Below are 21625 nucleotides of genomic sequence, written 5' to 3' on the forward strand. Positions count from 1 at the left end.
AATGAAAAAAGAAGAAGAAGTGGTACCGGGCCCTGATGGCATGACGCGCTTTTTATGGTGGCTGGCCGCTGCTGATGCCGATGTTTTGCAGGAGTGTAAAACCGAGAAAGAGCGGTACCGTATCATCGGTGTATCTGTATTGGTGACGTGGATGTTTGCCACACTGTCGTGGGGCTATTTCTTTTCCACCATCGTAAACGATGATATGGTGGTAGCCGGGCTGGCGCTGTTTTTTGGCTTTGCCATTTTATCAGTCGACCGTACCCTCATTGCCGCCATGTCGCGCACCAACGGCAGCATAAAAGTGATGCCGGTAATATTTCGTTTAGTCCTTGCCGTTACCATAGGTTTGTTTATTTCCCAGCCTGTGGTGTTAATGTTATTTAAGAAAGATATAGATACACAGCTGGAACTTGGCAAGCAGGCAAAGCTCGATGCTTACCGGGCGCAACTGGTAAAGCTCAACGCCGGCCAGATGGCCACCCTGCAGCAATCCCTTGACCAGGGCAAGCAACAGCTGGCGCAGAAAACCGCGGAGCTGAAAGTATATAAAGATGGTTACATCAAAGAAACCGATGGCACCGGCGGCTCCGGCAGAATAGGAGAGTCGGACATTGCTCGCGTAAAGAAATCGGCTTATCTCAAATCGGAGGAAGAACTACAGGCTATGCAAAGAGCCTGGGAGCCGCAGCAGCAACAGCTGCAGGCACAAATGGCACGTATGCACAGCGTGGACAGCCTGAAGGAAGCCGTATATGTTAGCACCCTCACCAACGGATTCCTGGCGCAGATAGAGGCCCTGAACGAACTGACCGAAACGCATCCGCCGGTAAAACAACGCTACCGCCTCATTGTATTTATCATTACCCTCATTGAAGTAATGCCGCTGCTTAGCAAAATACTGATGCCCAAAGGTGAGTACGATGAAAAGCTGGCTGCCGCCACTGCCCAGGGCGTAGCCTCCGCACGGCTGCAAACAGATACCGGCAAAGAATTAATGGAACACTACCAGGCCGCCGCACTGGCCGCCGATAAGGAAACGGTGGACCACCTGTTTGAATCTACCCGCGACCTGCGCCGCGAACAGGCCGATGCCCTCGTAAAAGAGTGGCAAAGCCGGGAAAACAGCCAGTACCAGAATCTCTGGCAGCAGGCCCGGCGACTCCTGCTCGGCAAAATTAGTTAGATCCCTGTATTGCTTACCCGTAAAAATAGCCAAAGATGACTGCTATTGCGATAGATGATGAACCGGTGGCGCTGGCTGTTATCAAAAATCACGCTGCCAAGGTTCCCTTCCTGGAAATGAAGGGGTTTTTTACCAATGCTTTTGAAGCAATCGACTTTCTCAGTAAGGAAAAAGTAGACCTGCTGTTCCTGGATATTAAAATGCCGGATATTTCCGGGCTGGATTTTTTATCCAGTTTGCCGCATCCGCCCATGACGGTTTTTACCACCGCCTATTCTGAACATGCAGTGAAAAGTTTTGAGCTGGACGCCATCGATTACCTGCTCAAACCCTTTTCCCTGATACGTTTCATGAAAGCCTGCAATAAAGCCAATAACCTGTTGCAGCTGAAACAACAGAATGGCGTTCCTGTGAATAAGGAACAAACAGACTACATCTTTGTGAAAAGCGGCTATGAACAATTCCGCATTGTGCTGGATGATATCCTCTACCTCGAAAGCGCCGGCAATTATGTGAACTTCATCCTCACCGACCGTAAGCTCATTTCGCGCCTGTCTATGCAGGAGGCGGTAGACCTGCTGCCCATCGGCTCATTCACCCGTGTACACCGCTCTTATATTGTGGCCAATAAAAAAATTGAACGCGCCGACCGCAACTCCCTTTACATCAAAAATATACCAATCCCCATTGGGGCGGCGTATGCACCGGCGATTGAACGCATCTTTAATTTGTAACGCGGAGTTTGTCTTTCTCTGGATTAGGCTGATTATACTGATTATACTGATTACTTTGATTTTATTCTTTGGATTTTATAAATGATTTAGGGAGATGTAAGCGGATAAAATAAATCAAAAGTGATCAAGCCAGTATAACGGGTTAAATCAGTGTAATCCCGGGAAAGACAAAGTGATCCTCGCTTCTGTATCCCCAAATCCTTTATAAAATCCAAAGAATAAAATCAAAGTAATCAGTATAATCAGCCTAATCCAGGGAAAGACAACTTCCGCGTAGAAAAAATATTTGCCAGAATGGACCAATTGGTCTAATTTGCTAAAAGCATGGGTAAAGCAGAAAAAACACGCCAGTTCATTATAGAAAAAGCCGCTCCTATTTTTAACAAAAAAGGAGTGGCCGGCACCTCTATCAGCGACATCCTCAAAGCCACCAGGCTGGCGAAGGGAGGCGTGTACGGCAACTTTTCCTCCAAGGAGGAAATAGTGATGGAAGTGTTTGATTATATCGCGGAAGAAGAGAAGCTGAACCTGCGGCAGGTAACCGCTACCGCCAATACTTCGGCTGGTAAGTTTGAAGCGTTGTTTGAATATTATACCCGCTTCCCGGCGGAGCAGAAAATAGCCGGCGGCTGTCCTATGCTCAACTTCGGTGTGGAGGCAGATGATACTAACCCGGGGCTGAAGAAAAAAGTGAGCGAACTGGTACTCTACTACCAGTCGCGCATCGCCAAAATGGTGCAGTACGGAAAGGAACATGGCGAGTTTAAAAAAGACTGGGACGAACGGAAATTTGCTATCCGCATGTTTACCATGCTGGAAGGCGCTATACTCGTAAGCAGCGTACTCGGACATAACAAACAGATGCTCGTGGTACTGGAAGCGCTAAGAGAAGAAATCAGGCATCATTCTCTTTAACTTTTTTTATTCCTAAAAATAAACCAATCGGTCTAAAAATGCAACACCAGGTTTTACCATTGTCACTGCGGATGACCGGCGCGATATTATCCGCCATGAGCCGCCCGTTTCCGGTTACCACGGCAAAGCTGTTTTACCGGCTGTACTGCACACCGCCCGCATTAAAGCTCCGGCCGGTACATCAGCAGTTCCGCGACCAGGCCGTATTGCAGCATTTGCAGGTAACCAGCTATCCTTTCGATAATGCGCCCCTGAAAGTAACTACCTACCGCTGGGGAACCACCGGTCCTAAAGTATTATTGCTCCACGGCTGGGGTGGCAGCCCTCTTCATTTTAAACAACTCATCAGTTCAATGGTGGCGCAGGGCTATCAGGTAGTGTCTTACGATGGGCCGGCACACGGCCTTTCCGGCGGCAAACGCACCAACCTGGTACAATGGATGCATGTACTGGAACAGGTGATGCAACAGGAAGGTCCCCTGCATGCTATCGTTGGCCATTCGTTCGGCGGACTCAATGCCGCGCTTACCCTTTCCCGCAAAAATGTACACGTGCCACGCCTGCTGATGCTCAGCACCGCATTGAGCGCACCCGTATTCTTTGATGAAGCGCTCCGCCTGTTCCGTATCCACCCGGTAGTAATGCCCGTGCTGCATCAACTGATCCGGCAAAGACTGAAAGAAGACCTCTCTGACATGGACATGCACCGTTACATCAATAACATCAAGGCAGATAAAATATGGATGGCTTACGATACTACTGACACCCTCGCAAAAGCCACGGAAATAGACGACTACCTGCAGCAATACCCGGCTATACAATCGCTTCGCATCACCGGCGACGGCCATTTCCGCATCATGCGCCATGAAGCCGTGTTACAGGGTATCCTGACGGTACTGGCAGCCGACATAAAATAAAAAGCTACACAAGACCATGAAATAAAATCCGGACCTTTGGTGATATAACTTCGCATATGCCCAGGTATATAACGGTTACGTCACTACTGAATAAAACCAAAAGAAGGGACCCCTGGTTCCTGGACGACTATACCATTAACCCGTATAGCGGTTGCGCATTCAACTGTTTGTACTGTTATATCCGTGGCAGTAAATACGGTATCAACATGGCGGACAAGTTGTCCGTGAAAGAAAATGCGTTAACCATTCTTCGCCGGCAACTCGCTGCCAGGGCGCGTAAGCAGCAACAGGGCTTTGTGGTGCTGTCGTCTGTTACAGATGCATATCTACCGCTGGAAGAAAAGGAACGGCTCACCCGGAGCATCCTCGAACTACTGCTTGAATACCGTTTCCCGGTACATATCATCACCAAATCGCCGCTGGTATTACGCGATCTCGACATCCTCCGGCAAATCAACGAACAGGCCCTATTGCCCGCTGATATGGCTTTGTACCGGCACAAGGCCATGATCACTTTCTCTTTCAGTACCATCGATCCAATTATCGGAAAGCAGTTTGAACCCGGTGCGCCTGATCCCGTGCAACGGTTACTGGCCCTGAAATCCTGCGCAGATGCAGGGTTTATGACCGGCGTGAGTTTAATGCCTCTCTTACCGTTTATCACCGACAGGCCGGAGCAACTAGCACGGCTATACGCTGCTTTTCATCAGCATGGCGCGCGGTATGTATTCCCCGCTTCCACTACTTTGTGGGGAGACGAAGCGGCCGATAGCAAACAGCTGGTGATGCAGGCCGTGCAACAATACTATCCGCAGTATGCGGAACAGTACCGTCTTCTTTTTGCCCACGGCAGCCAGGTTCCGGCCACTTACAACAACGCCCTTCAGACCGCGGCAGCAGCGGAAGCGGCCCGTTATCATCTTCTTCCTAAAATCCCTTTTGAATAGTTCTTTTTTATTTCTCCCTGAAAATTTATACGCTTAAACTTGCTTTCCCCCGTGTAAATGAATATTTTAGGAGAATGAATTTTAAAACCCACGTATATGAGTAATGTTAACAACCGCAGGCAATTCCTGCGTCAAATGGGCGTGTACACTATGGGAATGGGGATGTTGCCCGCTATACTGGCCGCCTGTAATGAGGGGAAGTCCACAAAGAGTGAAGGCGACAGCGCCGCTGCTGCAAAGCCCGGCGAAGCCACCGCCCACGAGCTTTTCTTTAAGATCTCGCTGGCGGAATGGTCGTTCCATAAAGCTTTGTTTGCAGGTAAAATGAACCACCTGGATTTCGCCTCCCGCGCAAAGAATGAATTCGGTATTGAAAACATCGAATACGTGAACCAGTTCTTCAAAGACAAAGCAAAGGATCAGGCATACCTCACAGACATGAAGAAACGCGCCGATGATTTGGGTGTTCGCAGCGTACTCATTATGTGCGATGGGGAAGGAGAAATGGGCGACCTGGATGTGAAGAAAAGAATGAAGGCGGTTGAAAATCATTACAAGTGGGTGGAAGCAGCTAAGTTCCTGGGTTGTCATGCGATCCGTGTAAACGCAGCAGGAGAGGGATCTCCGGAAGAAGTAGCCAAAGCGGCTGCAGATGGCCTCACGAAGCTGGCTACCTTTGGAAAGGAACATGGTATCAACGTGATTGTGGAAAACCACGGCGGCATGTCTTCCAACGGCGAATGGCTGAGCGGTGTAATGAAAACCGTGAACATGCCCAACTGTGGCACCCTGCCGGATCTGGGCAACTTCTGCATAAAAAGGAGCAAACCGGAAAGCAACACGCCGGAGGCATGGGCTAAAACTACCTGCCTCGAAGAATACGACCGCTACAAAGGTGTGGCAGAACTGATGCCTTTTGCAAAAGGCGTGAGCGCAAAAACATACGACTTCGATGCCAACGGCAACGAAGTAACCATCGACTATACCCGTATCCTCAAAACAGTGAAAGACGCCGGCTTTAATGGCTTCATGGGTATTGAGTACGAAGGCGAAAAATTATCTGAAGAAGAAGGTATCAGGAAAACAAAAGAACTGCTGCTCAGACTCGGCGGTAAGTAAAAATATTTCAGCGGAGGGAATATTTCCCTCCGCTGAACATTTACAGTGAAAATGCTTTTTTCAGAAATGGCATTACATACCCGTAAGCATCCGCAGTAGCGGCGCTGTCGAAAATAGGGTTGCTCGGATTGGCAAAGCCATGCGCCGCATCATAACGTTTAACCGTAAGCGTTTTACCTGCTTCCTTCATGTTTTTCTCAAATTCATCTACTACCTGCGGGTTAATGCCTTTGTCTTTATTGCCGAATAATCCCAGTACCGGCCCGTGTAAAGTTTTCAGCTTACTCACATCTTTTTCAGGCATGCCGTAATACATTACTACGCCCACATTTTGAGGCCCTGCCAGTAAACCCGACTGCAAAGACAATCCACCGCCGAAACACCAGCCAATGGACGCTATTTTAGCCGTTTTCCCGGCATAGGTAATTGCCCCCTGCATAATGGCCTGTAATCGTTCCCTGGGGGCTCCCTGCATTAATTTAGCGGCATCTTCCCGGTTGGTGGCCACCTTCTGATCATACATATCCACGGCCAACACATTTACTTTGCCTCCCAGGTCGTTATACAGTTGCTCCGATTGCTTCTTTATGTAGTCGTTGAGGCCATACCATTCCTGGTATACCAACAGGTATTTATCGGAGGTTTCTTTGGCTTTGAACAGAAAGCCATGCGCAGGTGTTCCATCTGTAGTGGGAAACGTGACAGCCGCGCCGGTAGTTCCCTGGTAGGTGAATGGCAGCGGGTCTTTGTGCGCCATGCGGAATTCTTCCTGGCTGGCCAGTGCGGCAAATTCCGTGATGGCATCTGTATGACAGCAGGGAGCCGTTTGGGAAAAAGCACTCACAGCCATGAGTAAGCAGCTGGTTAAGAAAGTTAGTGTTTTCATGACAGTTTGATTTTGCTGACAGAAGATACGAATTTCTTTGGTGCAGCTTTTGTAAAATCAGTAAGTATGGATCTTCAGTCAGGTTACCCTTATTCGCTCATCCGTAACGGCCTCCCATATAATTATCCCTGGCTGGAACAGGACATTCGTACGCACGTGGCAGTTATAGGCGGCGGTATTTCCGGCGCGTTAACGGCCTATGCCTTAACAAAAGCAGGCATCCCCTGTGTAGTAGCCGACGCCCGGACCATTGGCCTCGGCAGCACCGCTGCCAGTACTTCTCTGCTGCAGTATGAAATCGATACGCGCTTATCAGAGCTAAGGGAGAAAGTGGGTGCTCGCAATGCCAACCGCGCATACGAACTATGCGCCGCTTCTATTGATGAACTGGAGGCTATTTGCAAAGCCTTGCGCTTCCCGCATTTTGAAAGAAAGCATAGTTTGTATCTCGCTTCTTACCGGAAAGATGTAAGAAAGTTATCGGAAGAACTGGAAGCCCGTCGTGAGCTGGGGCTGAAAATGGATTGGTGGGACGCCGCAACAATAAAAGCAAAGATGGGCTTTGATGCGCCGGCAGCCATCTATTCACATACCGCCGCACAAACAGATGCGTATATGCTCACCCATGCGCTGCATCAGCATAATATCAAACACGGCGCATCCGTATTTGACCGTACCGCCATAGTGGATATTGATTTCCGCCCGCGCAGCGTGGTGTTGAAAACTTCGCAGGGGCACCAGGTTACGGCGCGCTATCTCGTAATCGCCACCGGGTATGAGGTGCTGCAATATATCAAAACCCCGCTGCTGAAATTAACTTCCACCTACGCCGTGGCAAGTGAACCCAATCATGCGCAAGAACAATGGTACCAGGATTGCCTGATCTGGGAAACAAAATCCCCATACCTCTACATGCGTACTACCAGCGATCACCGGGTGCTGATAGGAGGGCGTGACGAACCTTTTTATAACCCCCGCCGCCGGGATAAACTGATTCACCGTAAGGCAAAAGACCTGGAAAAAGACCTGCGGAAGAAATTCCCGGAGCTGCGTTTTCATCCGGAGTTTAAATGGACAGGCACCTTTGGCGCTACGGAAGACGGGCTGCCTTTCATCGGCGCATTCGCGCCCATGCCACATACCTTTTTTGCACTGGGCTTTGGCGGCAACGGCATCACTTTCAGCCAGATTGCCGCCAATATCATTACAGACCTGGTGCAGGGAAAGAAAAATCCCGATGCGGCCATCTTTTCTTTCAACAGGAAAATAGGTGACTAACGGTAATGGATATACTAAAATGTAATCACTACCTTATTGTCACGGATCTTATATTTGAAATGCTGTTGCTCGCCGAGGTTGTTCAGCACATCTTCCAGCGACGCATGAAAAAAAGCAGCGTCTGTGATCGCGGGCGCTTTGGATGCATCGCCCTTCATTTCCACTTCCACGCCAAACCATTCTTCCAGCGTGCGGGATAGCGCCATAGGATTAGTGTTATTTATCCGCAAGGTATCAGACAACCACGTTTCCAGTTCCTCCGGGTGATAGGTTTCTTTTTCCATCAGGTCAATTTCATTATTGGCCAGGATCATCTGTCCACGTTCCAGTATTTCCGGCTGGTTATCGGTGGCGGAATGATAGGATTTCCCCACACGGATCTTCCCGTTGAGGAGGTATACGGTAGCGCCATGCTGACTGGCAAAGGAGCGCATTTTGAATTCGGTACCCAACACAGTAGCCCTTAATTTATCGCTGGTAACAGTAAAAGTATCGGTAGATGGAACAACGGCAAAGAATGCATCGCCATCCAGGATCACCGCACGGTTGCCCTGTAAATAATTGGCGGGTACTTCCAGTACAGAAGCAGAGTTAAGTATTACGCGGGAGCTGTCGGGCAGCGTAACGGAAGTGCGACGGCCGGTAGTGCCTTTATAGGTCTGGTATCCGATGCCCGGCGTTTTCAGGTTCACAGGTGCATTTTCCGGCGCTTTTGTCCGGCAGCCGGTGATCACTATTCCACCCGTTAACAACAACGCCAGCGCATTACGGCTGGAAAAGCAACGGGAGATAGTATCAGGTTTAAATAGCATATTCCGGGAATTTTGTATGTATTCAAAAAGACCTAAAAGTAATAAAATAAACACCGGTAAAGGAGTATGCTTCAACAATTTCTGAGAAGCAATAGACAATATCTGTTAACGCTGTTAAAAAGATATGCTGATATTATAATGATTTTTGTTTAGAAGCCGGACGCACCCTAACTTTGCGGCCCATGGAAAAGCAGCTACCTTTATCATTTGATAATACCGCTATCGCATTTGAGGCAAAGACCGACAAGGCACTGAAAAAAGCCAACTTTCTCTTTAGTAATATCGGGAAGCCCTGGCTGGTAAAATTGGGCGCCGTGATGACTCCCATCGCCTTTAAACTGGGGTTACCCATTAAAGGTATTATTAAAAGCACTATTTTCTCACAGTTCTGCGGTGGTGAAACCCTGGAAGAAGCGGCTACCACTGCGCTGCAACTGGGTAACTATCATGTAGGGGTAGCACTCGATTATGGCGTGGAAGCAATGGAAGGGGAAGAAAGCTACGACGCCGCTGTTCCTGAATTCATCCGTGCTATCCAATACGCTGCCACCAGACCCGATATTCCTTTCATCGCTATAAAAATTACCGGCTTTGCCCGGTTCGATCTGCTGGAAAAAGTACACCGCAAGGAAACTTTAACCCCGGCCGAACAACAGGAATATACCCGTGTGCGCAACCGCGTGCATGCCATCGCTGAAGCAGGCGCCCGTCATAATGTGGCCATCCTCGTGGATGCGGAAGAATCCTGGATCCAGGACCCGGTAGACGCCCTCACCGATGAAATGATGTCACTGTTCAACAAAGGAAAGGTAATTGTGTACAATACCTTCCAGATGTATTGCCACGACCGTTATCCTTTCCTGAAGGTATCCCTCGATAAGGCGGTAAAGAATGGCTACCTGCTGGGCGCCAAACTGGTACGCGGCGCTTACATGGAAAAAGAAAACAAACGCGCGGCAGAAAATAATTACCCAACCCCTATCCAGCCAAGCAAAGAGGCTACGGATAAGGATTACGACGCAGCGGTAAAATTCTGTCTTGATAACATCGATAAGCTCGCCGTTTTCATAGGTACGCACAACGAAAACAGCTGCATGTTTGCCGCGAGGTTACTCCACGAAAAAGGACTGCCGCACAACCATCCGCATGTAAGTTTTTCACAGTTGCTGGGCATGAGCGATAACATCACTTTTAACCTGGCGCATGCCGGCTATAACGTCAGCAAATACCTGCCGTATGGCCCTGTAAAGGAAGTAATGCCTTACCTGATCCGCAGGGCGCAGGAGAACACCTCCATCGCCGGGCAAATGGGCCGCGAACTGGCACTGATCAGAAAAGAAATGAAGAGAAGGGCAATGGCATAAATTCATAAAAAGAGCGAAGCGCATCCGGAGATGCGCTTCGCTCTTTTTATTATGATACTACACTTAAATATTACTTTCACTCTGCGGCAACGGATACCTCGGCCACACATCATCATCCGGCCTGTCTTTAGGCAAAGTTCCCAACAGGTTATATCTCCTTACATCTATCCAGCGATGGCCCTCCATAAACAGGGAATAACGCCTGTTGTATAACAGTTCCGTAATTAGTGCTGCCAGTGTAGGGGGGCCGCTATATACCGGAAGGTTATGCGCTGTGCGTATACGGTTGATGGCCACTGTGGCATCGGGGATTGCATTTTTCTGCATCTTTGCTTCTGCATAAATCAATATCAGCTCCTCGTTCCGGATAATGCTGATGGGTGCATTCAGGGAGGTCCAAACTATTACATCACGGTTGCCGGTTAAGCCGCTCTGGCTGGCGGAGGAAGTGCGCAGCGATGTTTTGGCGATGCGGTCGTCGCCTGGCAGGATATTGGTGGCAAAAGAAGGATGCGCTACCCTTATTTCTCCATTGCCATTTGGCGGGAGGTACATGGTATTGGCAAGATCGCCGCCATTGGTGGAAAAGGCATGATAAACACCCCTGGTTAAAGAGCCGTTCAGGTCAAAGAAGGATTCATTGAGCGCGCTCAGTGCGTTATCCCATTTCTGTTGGTAAATATACACCCTGGCGGCAATGGCGCGGTTAAATTTAATCAGGCCCGGGGCGTCTTTAAATCCCAGGAATCCATCTGACAAAGGAAAAATAACTTCCGATCCGGTCAGGTCAGCTTTCCCTTCATCAAGGAATTTTAATATAGAATCCATCACTACAGCAGGATTGGTAATAACAGGTCCCAGGGTAGCGCCATTGGGTACGGGTATGCGTACACCATTGGTATTGGTCATGTTGAGATTCAGCAACAGCTGATAGCCGATCAGTGTTTTGGCAAATCCTGTGAATGCCTTCTTTTGTACATCAGATGCTACTTCTGTACGGGTATTGTTAATGGCATCGAGTAAAATGAAACACTGTCTTGCTACCTGGTAACGGGCGGACCAGGGGTTGGTAATGTAAAAGGTGTTATTGTCCAGCAGTTTGGAACCGCCACCCAGCAAATCGGTGGTATAGCGGGGCTCTGCACCGGAGAAACGGTAAATTTCCCGGCCAATAATACCGGTGCCATCGAGATAAGTGGAGAGGCTGTTGCGCATACCGGATTCGGCGCCCGTTACCAGGTTAAATAAGTCGCTCCTGGAAGGATCGGTGATGATACCGCCTACCACGGGTGTATTCAAACTGTTGATCTCTCCTTTCTGACAGGCGTTGAGGGCCAGCAGGAAAAGAGTTACCGTTATAATGGAAAGATACTTTTTCATATGTAATGATTTTAAGCAGATGGATAATGATCAGAAATCGACGCCAACATGAAAACTGGCCCTTTTGGATGCAGGGAACGGCATAACATCTACGCCTGTTGATAAACCGTTACTGCCGCGGGTTTGAGCGGTAGTAATGGTGTTACTGCCGAAGTTGGATACTTCCGGATCATAACCCACGTACTTTGTCCACGTAAAGAAATTATTGGCGGATACGCCAACACGGATCGCTTTCAGTATCGCAGTATTTTTGATAGGAATATTGTAATAAAGACCTATCTCACGGATACGCACATACGAAGCGTCCTGTACATAGATGGATGCATCGCCGGCGCCAGGACGGTAAAGCCCTGCCTTCGTGCCTTTCATCTCATCATCATAATCAAAAGAAGTAGCTCCGAGATCGGTGAGCAGCTGGGTGAGGTTAATGTTGTCGCCGCCTTTTTTCCAGTGGATGAGGAAACGGAGGGACAGGTTTTTGAATACGGTTAATTCATTGAAGAAGCTCATCTGGAAATCCGGTTCGGCATTGCCGATCAGTTTCAGGTCGCCGTTCACGGTGCCTTTGATCTGCGTGGCAGGTTGTCCTTCTTCCAGGTAAAAAGTACCGAGTGAATTACCAAAGGCGCCAATGGCATACGGAGGAATGATCAGCTTGGTGACTTTGGAACGGTTTTGCCACCAGTTGATGCTGCTGTTCCATCGCACATTAGGCCTGTTCACAGGTATCAGGTTTAAGCCCAGCTCTATTCCTTTGTTTCTCAGGTCACCGCTGTTTTTCCACTCAGTGGCATAACCGGAGGAGCCGGGAAGCGCATGACGCAATAGTACATCGTAGATCTTTTTGTTATAGTAGGTTGCCTCCAGGCTGATGCGGCCATTCAGTACGCTCACATCCAGCCCGGTTTCAAATTCTGTTTGCCGTTCCGGTTTAATATCGGGGTTGCCCTGCAGGTTTTCTACGAGCACGCCGGGGAAGCCGCCGATGTTGCTACCCAGCATCTGGGTAAATTTACTGCCATATGGAGGTACGTTACCGGATTGGCCATAAGCTGCACGCAGCTTGAGGTTATCCACACCGGGTACCTTCCAGAAATCCATTTTCGCAATATTCCAGGAAATGGACCCTTTGGGGAAAACGTAATATTTCTGGTATTCACCGTTGTTGGTCGACCGGTCGAAACGCACACCTGCACTGAAAGTAATGGCATCTATCAGGGAAAGGTCTTCCTGTATGAAAATACCATTATCCCGGTATTTCTGGCGGAATTGCCGGGTGGTGGTGTTGGCGCTGGCATCCAGGTTACTTTGACCGGACACCAGGTTGGTAGCTACCGTAACAATATTATCAAGGTAGCCGGTTTCCAGTGTGGCGCCGGCGGTACTGGTTAAGCTGAGGTTGTTGTTGGGCGTAAAGGTATTCACAATGAATCCGCCGATATTGGTGTTGGTATTATTGGTATTGCCCTGGATGGAATGTCCCTGCAGGCCGTTCTCTTCAAACTGGAGATTGCGTGGAAATAAGGCAGCGGTTTTGAAATTGAAGTAATCAATACCACCGCGTCCTACCAGCCTGGTAGTGGAACGGTCGCTTTGTTGCAGGCGTATCTCTATATTACCGCCACCCACAAAACGGTTGGTTTGTTCGTTGTTGATCATGTTGTCGCGCATTTCCAGCGGGTTGGAGCTGGCAAAGGTATTGCGTGGATACTCACCCAGTGCATTGGGGAACAGGTTCACAAAATCAGGTGTGGACGACAACGCCACACCGAGGGAAACGCCGTTGTTATCATTATTGGTCAGCCCCCTGTCGGCGGAGGAGTTGATATAGTTGGTAGTAACGCCTACGGATACACGATCACTCACTTTGTGGTCTACATTTAGCCGGATGGAGTTGTTGAAATAGCCGGTTCCTTTCACAATACCGTTTTCCTGCCGCCGGTTTCCGGAAAGATAGAAAGTAGTTTTTTCACCGCCGCCACTGAGGGAAATACCGGTGTTCAGCACCAGTCCTGTTTGCCCGAAAATTTCTTTTTCATAGTCAAAGATCTTCCCGGCATTTTTTGCTTCGGTGAACTGCGCTTTATAGGCGGCGCGTTTGGCCTGTACATCAGGATCGGGGTTATCAGCAGTACCTGCAAGATCGGCGGCCGTTTCGGGGGTAAAGGTGCGTACGCCCATCAGGTGACGCACTTTGGTAAAGCCGGTTTCCTGGTTGAGGGAGATTTTTGTTTTGCCGGATTTACCTTTCTTGGTGGTGATGATAATTACGCCGGCAGCGGCTTTAGCGCCATACATGGCAGCGGCGGAAGCGCCTTTCAGGATTTCAATGTTTTCAATGTCTTCCGGGTTGAGGTCCGCAATACGGCTGGAAGGGTTATCCTGGTTGTTGGGACTGCCGGAGGTAGCAGCGCCGGTTACATCGTTTAATCCTGCGGGAATGCTGCTGTTATTGAAGAAGATCCCATCTACTACATACAGTGGCTGAGAGTTACCAAATACGGAAGTGATACCGCGCATTTTTACGGAAATACCACCACCGGGGGCGCCGGAATTGGCCGTTATCATGGCGCCGGGCACTTTACCGCTGAGGGCTGCGTCAAATGTTTGTGCAGGCGCCACCCCGTTTAATTCCGTGCCTGAAATAGTAGCTACTGCATTGGCAAGATTACTTCGCTTTACATTGGTGGCTAACCCTGTTACCACAATTTCATCCAGCCGGGCGAAATCTTCTTCCAGGGTCAGGTTTATCACATTATTACCCGGCGTAAGATTGATTGTTTTGGTTTTATAGCCGGTGTAGCTCACCATTAAACTTGTGGTGCCGGCCGTGATGGCCAGCGTATAATTGCCATCAGCATCGGTGATGGTCCCTTTGTTGGTGTTGGGAATGCGTACGGTAACGCCGGGAATGGGTTTGCCGCTGACGGCGTCCCTGATTTTTCCGGTGATGTTTTGCTGCGCAAATAGTGCCAGGGTACTGCATAGGCATAGCAGTACCAGCAAGCTGGATTTTGGTAGAAGCATAGCTTGTGATGGTTTAGATAAATGAATGATGATTAAAACGAGGTTACAATATCATGTTGCTGATTATTTTTTGGTTTACAGATAGCACAGATCCTGATCCGATTTTGGTTGTTTAATAAAGTTAATTTTGTTGTGATCCTTGCCGCAAGGGGAACTATAGGTTTTTCATCATCATCGCTGATGGCAAGGACTTCTCACTAAGCCGATCTTGTTGTAACGTAAAATGCTATAGCAGATTACGAAAATTTAAGGGTACTTCCGCTTTTTTTCTTTGACTTAAATATGTTATATTTTTTCAACTGGAAAACTTCGTAAATTGCGACCTTATGGAGCAGTATTTATCTTTATTACAACATATTATACGGGAAGGCGCTGTAAAAACAGACCGCACCGGCACCGGCACTACCAGCTGTTTTGGCTACCAGATGAGATTCAACCTGCAGGACGGTTTCCCGGTGGTGACCACCAAAAAGCTGCATCTCAAATCGATTATATATGAACTGCTCTGGTTTTTAAGAGGAGATACCAATACCGGCTGGCTGAAAGAACATGGCGTAAGCATCTGGGATGAGTGGGCCGATGAAAATGGCGACCTCGGACCCGTATACGGAAAGCAATGGCGCAGCTGGGAAACCCGCAGCGGTAAGGTAATAGACCAGATCACTGAAGCCGTAAATACCATCAAAAATAATCCTGACTCCCGCCGTATTATTGTGAACGCCTGGAATGTGGGTGAACTGCCGGAAATGGCGCTCAGCCCCTGTCATTGCCTGTTCCAGTTTTACGTAACTCCTGCAGATACTGCTAAAGGGGAAACCCGTGGTAAACTGAGCTGCCAGCTGTATCAGCGCAGCGCCGACGTATTCCTGGGCGTACCTTTCAATATCGCGTCTTACGCATTATTAACCATGATGATGGCGCAGGTGTGCAACCTGGATGCCGGCGACTTTATCCATACTTTTGGTGATGTACACCTGTACAGCAACCATATAGAGCAGGCCAACCTGCAGCTGGGCCGGCAACCATTCCCGCTTCCGGTAATGAAGATCAACCCGGAGGTAAAAGATATTTTCTCCTTTAAGTTTGAAGATTTTGAACTGGTAAATTACCAGTTTCACCCGGCCATTAAAGCACCGGTAGCCATATAACTTCCCATATGCGTATATCCATTATCGTAGCCGCTTCGGAAAATAACGTAATCGGTATCAATAATATGTTACCCTGGCGTTTGCCGTTGGATCTTAAATATTTTAAATCCACCACATTGGGAAAACCCATTGTAATGGGACGTAAAACATTTGACTCCCTCGGTAAACCACTGCCCGGCCGGCCTAATATAGTAATCACCCGCCAAACGGATTTTCAACCGGAAGGTGCGTATGTAGTGCGTTCTGTGGAGGAAGGTGTTGAAAAGGCAAAGTCTTTCGGTGGCGATGAACTGTTTATCACCGGTGGCTCCCAGATTTTCGAGCAGGCGTGGCCGTTAGTAGAGCGCATCTATCTTACCCGCGTATACGCAGTGGTTCACGGGGATGCTTTTTTCCCTCAGCTGGATGGGGCAGAATTTGAGCTGGTAAGTGATGAACGCCATGAGGCAGATGAAAAAAATCAGTATCCTTTCTCCTTCCAGGTATGGGAGCGGATTTAAGCTACTAACGCGAACACTTACTTGAAAATAACGGTACCCATACCGTTGGTAAGTTCTTTCTCCAGGGAGTTGAGGTGTTTCTGCATTTCAAGGCAGCTTTTAGCCGCTTCGTAGTCGTTTTCCTTGAAGGCCTTTTGAACTTCGGCCTGATTTTCATAGATTAACTTTTTCACTTTCCGCAGGATCAGATAGTTGGTAGTGGAGAGCGTATCTTTTAAATATGCATCGTCGCCATAAACAGTATCTATTTCAAATTGTTCTTTCCATTTCATACTGAGATCGGCTTCCTGATCTTCCAGGATATTGGCAATCTCTTTTGAAAATTGCTGATCTTCATGATAAAGAAACCAGCGTTTATCCTGGAGATTCCCTGCATCATACAAGGCTTTGTATTCCCTTAAAATCCTTTTCACCAGCTCACTTTCCGCCAGCGCCTCAAAATCGTAGGGGAGATGGAACACATAATCTGCTACAGTACTATTGTCTTCTTCTTTAAAAGGCTTGTCGCCAAAACGTAACAGGATTTTTACCAGTGCCTTTTCCTGCTTTTCGTGCCCGTTGATGAGCGAGTCAACCGAAATGCCTGTTTCTGCCGCTTCCATAGCGGCAATCGCTTCTTCACTCAGGTCATCATCACTGGGTGCGGGATTGTTACGCGCGTATGCCTGCTCGCGTTTAACGAGGCGGTCGCGGATAAATTTGTTGACCAGCTGGATCAGCCCCTGCTCATCGATATGGAGTAACTGGCTGCATTGACGGATATAATCCTGCTGCCGGGTAAAATCTTCCGCCTTATCAATTTTGGAAATGGTTTCAGCGATTTCATTTACCAGCTGCGACTTTTTATTACTGTCGGTGCCGGCTTCCTGCATGCTGAGCTGCAGCTTAAACAGTACAAAGTCCTGCTTGTTATCTTTAATGAATTCACGGAACGCTTCCGCCCCGATCTTCTGCACATAGCTATCCGGATCTTCTTTGTCCGGCAGCAATACCAGCTTCACGTTCAGCCCTTCTTCAATGGCCATGTCCAGCCCGCGGAGCGCTGCTTTCACCCCGGCGCTGTCGCCATCATAAAGGATGGTGAGGTTATTGGTGTATTTCTTAATCAGCCGCAGCTGGTCCTGTGTAAGGGAGGTACCACTGGAGGCCACCACGTTTTCCACACCTGCCTGGTGCAGGGAAATTACGTCGGTATATCCTTCCACGAGCAGGCACTCATTGAGTTTATCGATGGCGTGCCGTGCAAAGTAGGTACCATACAGTACCCGGCTTTTTACATAGATTTCGTTTTCGGGAGAATTGATGTATTTGGGCGCCCGGTCTGATTTTACCAGGATACGTGCGCCGAAGCCCAGTATTTTTCCGGACTGGTTATGGATCGGGAAAATCACCCGGCCGCGGTAGTTATCGGCAGGTTGATCGTTGCGGATGGTAACCAGTCCTGTTTTTTGCAGGTATTCCAGGTTGTATCCTTTGTTCAATGCCGATTTGGCAAAAGCGTCAAAGGTATTCAGACAGTAGCCCAGCTGGAACTTTTTGATGGTTTCTTCCGTAAATCCTCTTTCTTCAAAATAACTCAGGCCCACATTCTGGCCTTCCTCTTTATTAAAAAGGGTATCGGTAAAGTATTCACGGGCGTAGTTGTTGATGATAAACAAACTATCCGCCATCAGCTGGTGCTGCTTCAGTTCCGGGCTTACTTCCGTTTCCTCCAGTTCTATCTGGTACCGTTGTGCCAGCCACCGGAGCGCTTCTACATAGGAGTACTTTTCATGCTCCATGATAAAGCTGATGGAATTGCCGCTGGCGCCGCAACCAAAGCATTTGTAGATTTCTTTGCCGGGAGATACGGTGAAAGAAGGGGACTTTTCGTTGTGAAACGGACACAGGCCCAGGTAGTTGGCGCCTCTTTTTTTCAGTTTAACGAAGGAACCCACAATTTCCACAATATCAATGCGGCTGAGGATCTGTTGTATGGAGTTCTGAGATATCACGGTTTGGTAAATGCAACTGCAAACATACGGGAAAATTAGGATTTGGAGAGAAGGAGGGTAGTATGTCCGCGTGGTTGCTGTTCCCGGCAACTTTTCCTTATATTTGGTAGATTATAAACTAGCCAAATCAATCTTATTTATCAGATGAAAGAAGTATTTATAGTAGCTGTGGCCCGCACCCCTATCGGTTCGTTCAATGGCGCACTGGCAAGCATTCCGGCCACCCAGCTTGGCGCTCACGTTATTAAGGCGGCACTGGAAAGGGCTGGTATTGCCCCGGCAGAAGTAAATGAAGTATATATGGGCAATGTGCTCAGCGCCAACCTCGGCCAGGCGCCTGCCAATCAGGCGAGCCTCGCTGCAGGAGTGCCCAATAATGTTCCCTGTACCACTGTTAACAAAGTATGCGCTTCCGGCATGAAAGCTATTATGCTGGGCGCCCAAAGTATTATGCTGGGCGACAACGACGTAGTAGTAGCCGGCGGCATGGAAAACATGAGCGCTACGCCTTACTACCTCGATAAAGCCCGTACCGGTTATAAACTGGGGCATGGCGCTATCACCGACGGTATCATCCGCGATGGCCTCTGGGACCCCTACAAGGATTTTCACATGGGCAACGCAGCAGAGCTATGCGCCACCGAATACAAAATTACCCGGGAAGACCAGGACGCTTACGCGATTGAAAGTTATAAACGCGCAGCAGCAGCCTGGGAGAAAGGATATTTTAAAGATGAAGTAGTGCCGGTGCAGGTACCCGGAAAACAGGTAGTAACAGTATCTGAAGATGAAGACTACAAAAAGGTCATCTTTGAAAAAGTACCTTCCCTGAAACCAAGTTTTCAGAAAGATGGAACCATCACTGCTGCCAATGCCTCCAACATCAATGATGGTGCTGCAGCCGTAGTGCTGGTAAGCGGCGAAAAACTGAAAGCGCTGGGATTAAAGCCACTGGCAAAGATCATCAGCTTTGCAGATGCTTCGCAGGCGCCGGAATGGTTTACCACTACGCCGGTAAAAGCTATCAACAACGCGCTTACCAAAGCCGGGCTGAAAATCAGCGATATGGACGTGGCAGAAGTGAACGAAGCATTTTCGTGCGTGCCTATTGCCAATGCGAAAGACCTGGGACTGTCGCTTGATAAGGTGAATGTATGGGGCGGCGCCGTAGCAATGGGGCATCCTATTGGGTGCAGCGGTGCGCGCATTGTGGTAACGTTGAATGCTATCCTGCATCAGCAGCAGGCGCGTTACGGTGTTGCAGGGATCTGTAACGGCGGTGGCGGCGCCAGCGCAATTATCATCGAAAGAGTTTAATGAAGGGTCGTCAGCTGATGGTTGTTGAAAAACCATCAGCTGATCTTGATCTGTAGCGAACCGGGCAGTTATACGGTTCCCGGTTACCCGGGTATTACTTCTCGCATACTTCTCCGGTACTTCTCAGATACTTAGGAGTCGTCTATGTGTCGTATTCCCCATACAGTTCCTATACAGTCCCCATACAGTCCCCATACACTCCCTATACTGTTCCCATACACTCACCATACACTTCCAATACACTCCCCATACACTATCAATAAATAGCAATCACCGTATCTATGCTGTTTACCTGTATCCTTACGCTGTCTTTTCCCCGTTTTGCCATCTTCAGCGATTGCAGTGCTGCCTTCGGTTTTACCACATCCGGTACTATTTTCTCAAAAAACAGGTATTTGTCTTCCACCAGGCTGTAAACCGGGTAGGTGGACAATATGCCGGTGCTTTTCGTTTGCAGGGCGTAGTCGTCGTCGATATTGTAGCGGTGAAACTCGCTGTCGGACAGCAGGGTGATGGCAGCTACCAGGGTAAGGGTACGCAGTGGTGGCAGGAGCAGGCCAAGCAGCAGCACAAACGGAAACCCGAAGAAACCGGTCAGGTAGGCGTACCGGGCGTCGTTATCCGGCTTGGTGAGGCCGTAAATAAGCATGCCGGTACCTGCGTAGAGGGTAAAGAACACCCGTTCAGTTTGGGTGCCTTTGAAGCCGTAATCATTCAGCATCAATAATACGCATAAGAGCGCAAAACAGCCAAAAATCAGGTGCAGGTACCACAGGAGTGCCTGTAGTTCCGGCGCTTTTGCCTTTTTAATTTTACAGGAAAGGGCGGCTAAAAAGCATAAGGTAAGGATAGTGATGGTAATCATGACAGCGGGTAAAGTTGTTGGCAGGTCTTAATAAAGTTTGAAATATAAATATATGTATTTATTTTAATTAATACTATACACACTGCTTGTCGGAGGTATAATAATTATTAATCGGGTGTTTGCTTTGCTTTTTCGCTAACAAACAATATTTTTGCCCTGCCTTTCAATAAGGCATTTAAACTTTCAATTAAGAATAGCATGCGTCAGATAGCTTTCAGACAAGCCTTAAGAGAAGCCCTGCAGGAGGAATTTCGCCGTGATGAACGGGTATTCCTTATGGGGGAGGAAGTAGCCGAATACAATGGTGCTTATAAAGTGAGCCAGGGAATGCTGGATGAGTTTGGTCCAAAACGTGTTATTGACACGCCGATTGCTGAACTTGGATTTGCTGCTATCGGAGTAGGTGCTGCACAGAACGGCCTGCGTCCGGTGGTTGAATTCATGACCTGGAACTTCGCTGTACTGGCGTTGGATCAGATCCTCAATACTGCTTCAAAAATGCTGGCAATGAGTGGCGGCCAGGTGGGTTGCCCGATCGTTTTCCGCGGACCAAACGGTTCTGCCGGACAATTAGGTGCACAACACTCTACTGCATTCGAAAGTTACTACGCCAACATCCCGGGCCTGAAAGTAATCTCCGTTTCCAATCCATATGATGCAAAAGGTTTGCTCAAAGCGGCTATCCGCGACGACGATCCGGTTGTTTTCATGGAAAGTGAACTGATGTATGGCGATATGGGTGAAGTTCCTGAAGAAGAATATATCATCCCGATTGGTAAAGCAGATATCAAACGTGCCGGTAAAGATGTAACCATTGTATCTTTCAACAAAATGATGAAAGTAGCGTTGGGTGCAGCGGAAGAGTTGGCAAAAGAAGGTATCGAGGCAGAAGTAATCGATCTCCGTACCATCCGCCCGCTGGACTGGTTCACCATCCTGGAATCTGTGAAGAAAACAAACCGCCTGGTAATTGTGGAAGAACAATGGCCATTCGCAAGTATTTCTTCCGAAATTACTTACCGTATCCAGAAAGAAGGTTTCGACTACCTGGATGCGCCTATCCGCCGTATCACCGCACAGGATGCACCTATGCACTACGCGCCTAACCTGGTTAAACAATACCTGCCGGATGTGGAACGTACCGTGAAACTGGTGAAAGAAGTGATGTACATGAAGAAATAGCAACCGCTATAAGTATAAAAAAGAAACGGAGCGAAGATTTTCTTCGCTCCGTTT

The 21625-nt window shown here is 48.5% G+C and carries 18 protein-coding genes; 12 read left to right on the forward strand and 6 right to left on the reverse strand.

Annotated elements, in window-relative coordinates:
- Position 1: 1 nt before the first annotated feature.
- The 6 genes from PV783_RS10325 to PV783_RS10350 all read left to right on the forward strand — a co-directional run bounded on the left by PV783_RS10325 (position 2) and on the right by PV783_RS10350 (position 5818).
- Positions 2 to 1186, forward strand: coding sequence for a DUF4407 domain-containing protein (locus PV783_RS10325; RefSeq protein ID WP_079468822.1), 1185 nt, complete (start codon positions 2 to 4; stop codon positions 1184 to 1186).
- A 35-nt stretch (positions 1187 to 1221) separates the two neighbouring features.
- On the forward strand, positions 1222 to 1920 hold the full coding sequence (locus PV783_RS10330; protein ID WP_079468821.1) for a LytR/AlgR family response regulator transcription factor: 699 nt from the start codon (positions 1222 to 1224) through the stop codon (positions 1918 to 1920).
- A gap of 324 nt (positions 1921 to 2244) precedes the next feature.
- The gene (locus PV783_RS10335; RefSeq protein WP_079468820.1) at positions 2245 to 2835 is read left to right on the forward strand and encodes a TetR/AcrR family transcriptional regulator; all 591 of its coding nucleotides are present in this window, start codon (positions 2245 to 2247) and stop codon (positions 2833 to 2835) included.
- A gap of 38 nt (positions 2836 to 2873) precedes the next feature.
- Positions 2874 to 3752 (forward strand): alpha/beta hydrolase, encoded by an 879-nt coding sequence (locus PV783_RS10340; protein WP_420987917.1) that lies wholly within the window; start codon positions 2874 to 2876, stop codon positions 3750 to 3752.
- A 56-nt stretch (positions 3753 to 3808) separates the two neighbouring features.
- Positions 3809 to 4699: a radical SAM protein gene (locus PV783_RS10345; protein WP_420987918.1), complete on the forward strand. Its 891-nt coding sequence runs from the start codon at positions 3809 to 3811 to the stop codon at positions 4697 to 4699.
- A 96-nt stretch (positions 4700 to 4795) separates the two neighbouring features.
- A complete protein-coding gene (locus PV783_RS10350; protein WP_420987919.1) occupies positions 4796 to 5818 on the forward strand; it encodes a sugar phosphate isomerase/epimerase family protein in 1023 nt (340 codons plus the stop codon).
- Between the two features lie 40 nt (positions 5819 to 5858).
- Here the strand turns inward: PV783_RS10350 and PV783_RS10355 are convergent, their stop codons facing one another.
- Entirely contained in the window at positions 5859 to 6704 is an 846-nt protein-coding gene (locus PV783_RS10355) for a dienelactone hydrolase family protein (protein WP_420987920.1), read from the reverse strand.
- Positions 6705 to 6770: 66 nt separating this feature from the next.
- Here PV783_RS10355 and PV783_RS10360 point away from each other — a divergent pair, with 66 nt between their 5' ends.
- Positions 6771 to 7982 (forward strand): NAD(P)/FAD-dependent oxidoreductase, encoded by a 1212-nt coding sequence (locus tag PV783_RS10360; protein WP_420987921.1) that lies wholly within the window; start codon positions 6771 to 6773, stop codon positions 7980 to 7982.
- A 14-nt stretch (positions 7983 to 7996) separates the two neighbouring features.
- Here PV783_RS10360 and PV783_RS10365 read toward each other — a convergent pair whose 3' ends face one another.
- A complete protein-coding gene (locus PV783_RS10365) occupies positions 7997 to 8794 on the reverse strand; it encodes a FecR family protein (RefSeq protein WP_420987922.1) in 798 nt (265 codons plus the stop codon).
- 182 nt (positions 8795 to 8976) lie between these two features.
- Here PV783_RS10365 and PV783_RS10370 point away from each other — a divergent pair, with 182 nt between their 5' ends.
- Complete coding sequence (locus tag PV783_RS10370) at positions 8977 to 10158, forward strand: proline dehydrogenase family protein (protein ID WP_079468813.1); 1182 nt, start codon at positions 8977 to 8979, stop codon at positions 10156 to 10158.
- A gap of 63 nt (positions 10159 to 10221) precedes the next feature.
- Here PV783_RS10370 and PV783_RS10375 read toward each other — a convergent pair whose 3' ends face one another.
- Positions 10222 to 11538, reverse strand: a complete 1317-nt coding sequence (locus PV783_RS10375; RefSeq protein ID WP_420987923.1) for a RagB/SusD family nutrient uptake outer membrane protein — start codon at positions 11536 to 11538, stop codon at positions 10222 to 10224.
- Positions 11539 to 11568: 30 nt separating this feature from the next.
- Positions 11569 to 14565, reverse strand: a complete 2997-nt coding sequence (locus PV783_RS10380; protein WP_420987924.1) for a SusC/RagA family TonB-linked outer membrane protein — start codon at positions 14563 to 14565, stop codon at positions 11569 to 11571.
- A 326-nt stretch (positions 14566 to 14891) separates the two neighbouring features.
- Here PV783_RS10380 and PV783_RS10385 point away from each other — a divergent pair, with 326 nt between their 5' ends.
- Both PV783_RS10385 and PV783_RS10390 read left to right on the forward strand, forming a co-directional pair.
- The gene (locus PV783_RS10385; RefSeq protein WP_420987925.1) at positions 14892 to 15713 is read left to right on the forward strand and encodes a thymidylate synthase; all 822 of its coding nucleotides are present in this window, start codon (positions 14892 to 14894) and stop codon (positions 15711 to 15713) included.
- An 8-nt stretch (positions 15714 to 15721) separates the two neighbouring features.
- Positions 15722 to 16213, forward strand: a complete 492-nt coding sequence (locus PV783_RS10390) for a dihydrofolate reductase (protein ID WP_079468809.1) — start codon at positions 15722 to 15724, stop codon at positions 16211 to 16213.
- A 17-nt stretch (positions 16214 to 16230) separates the two neighbouring features.
- On the opposite strand, the gene dnaG is transcribed toward PV783_RS10390, so the two are convergent.
- A complete protein-coding gene (dnaG, locus tag PV783_RS10395; protein ID WP_079468808.1) occupies positions 16231 to 18207 on the reverse strand; it encodes a DNA primase in 1977 nt (658 codons plus the stop codon).
- Positions 18208 to 18351: 144 nt separating this feature from the next.
- Between dnaG and PV783_RS10400 the strand changes: the two genes are divergently transcribed.
- Positions 18352 to 19524: an acetyl-CoA C-acyltransferase gene (locus PV783_RS10400; protein ID WP_111579564.1), complete on the forward strand. Its 1173-nt coding sequence runs from the start codon at positions 18352 to 18354 to the stop codon at positions 19522 to 19524.
- A 256-nt stretch (positions 19525 to 19780) separates the two neighbouring features.
- Here the strand turns inward: PV783_RS10400 and PV783_RS10405 are convergent, their stop codons facing one another.
- The gene (locus PV783_RS10405) at positions 19781 to 20389 is read right to left on the reverse strand and encodes a hypothetical protein (RefSeq protein WP_079468806.1); all 609 of its coding nucleotides are present in this window, start codon (positions 20387 to 20389) and stop codon (positions 19781 to 19783) included.
- Positions 20390 to 20545: 156 nt separating this feature from the next.
- Here PV783_RS10405 and PV783_RS10410 point away from each other — a divergent pair, with 156 nt between their 5' ends.
- Positions 20546 to 21571 (forward strand): pyruvate dehydrogenase complex E1 component subunit beta, encoded by a 1026-nt coding sequence (locus PV783_RS10410; protein ID WP_262488110.1) that lies wholly within the window; start codon positions 20546 to 20548, stop codon positions 21569 to 21571.
- Positions 21572 to 21625: the final 54 nt, after the last annotated feature.

This window comes from Chitinophaga sp. CC14 (assembly GCF_048957795.1).
GTDB lineage: Bacteria > Bacteroidota > Bacteroidia > Chitinophagales > Chitinophagaceae > Chitinophaga > Chitinophaga ginsengisegetis.